Origin of the sequence: Nocardioides cremeus, assembly GCF_030518195.1 — a bacterium.
Classification (GTDB): domain Bacteria; phylum Actinomycetota; class Actinomycetes; order Propionibacteriales; family Nocardioidaceae; genus Nocardioides; species Nocardioides cremeus.
Window position 1 is genome coordinate 1 of the sequence record NZ_JAULSC010000466.1, and the last position, 215, is coordinate 215.

Here is a 215-nt window from a genome sequence, read left to right on the forward strand (position 1 = left end):
CCTGGCCCGCGCCGCCGACGGCCTGGCCGTCGAGCACCGCGGCCGACCGGTGCTGCTGGTGCCCGCCCACGACGACGCCCAGGTCGTCGGCCCGCGGCTGCGCGCCGCGCTGGCCGAGACCAGCGGCGAGCCGGTGACGCTCGGGGTGGCCCACGGGCCCGTGCAGCCCCGCGACGGCGCGCTGCCGGCGGCGGACGACGGGGCGCGCCGCGGCC

General features: G+C 84.2%; 1 protein-coding gene. It reads left to right on the top strand.

Features of this window, described 5'->3' with window-relative positions; all coding sequences use genetic code 11:
• Positions 1-215, top strand: a 215-nt coding sequence (locus QWJ41_RS21745; RefSeq protein ID WP_302710582.1) for a hypothetical protein, incomplete at both ends; no start/stop codon positions are given.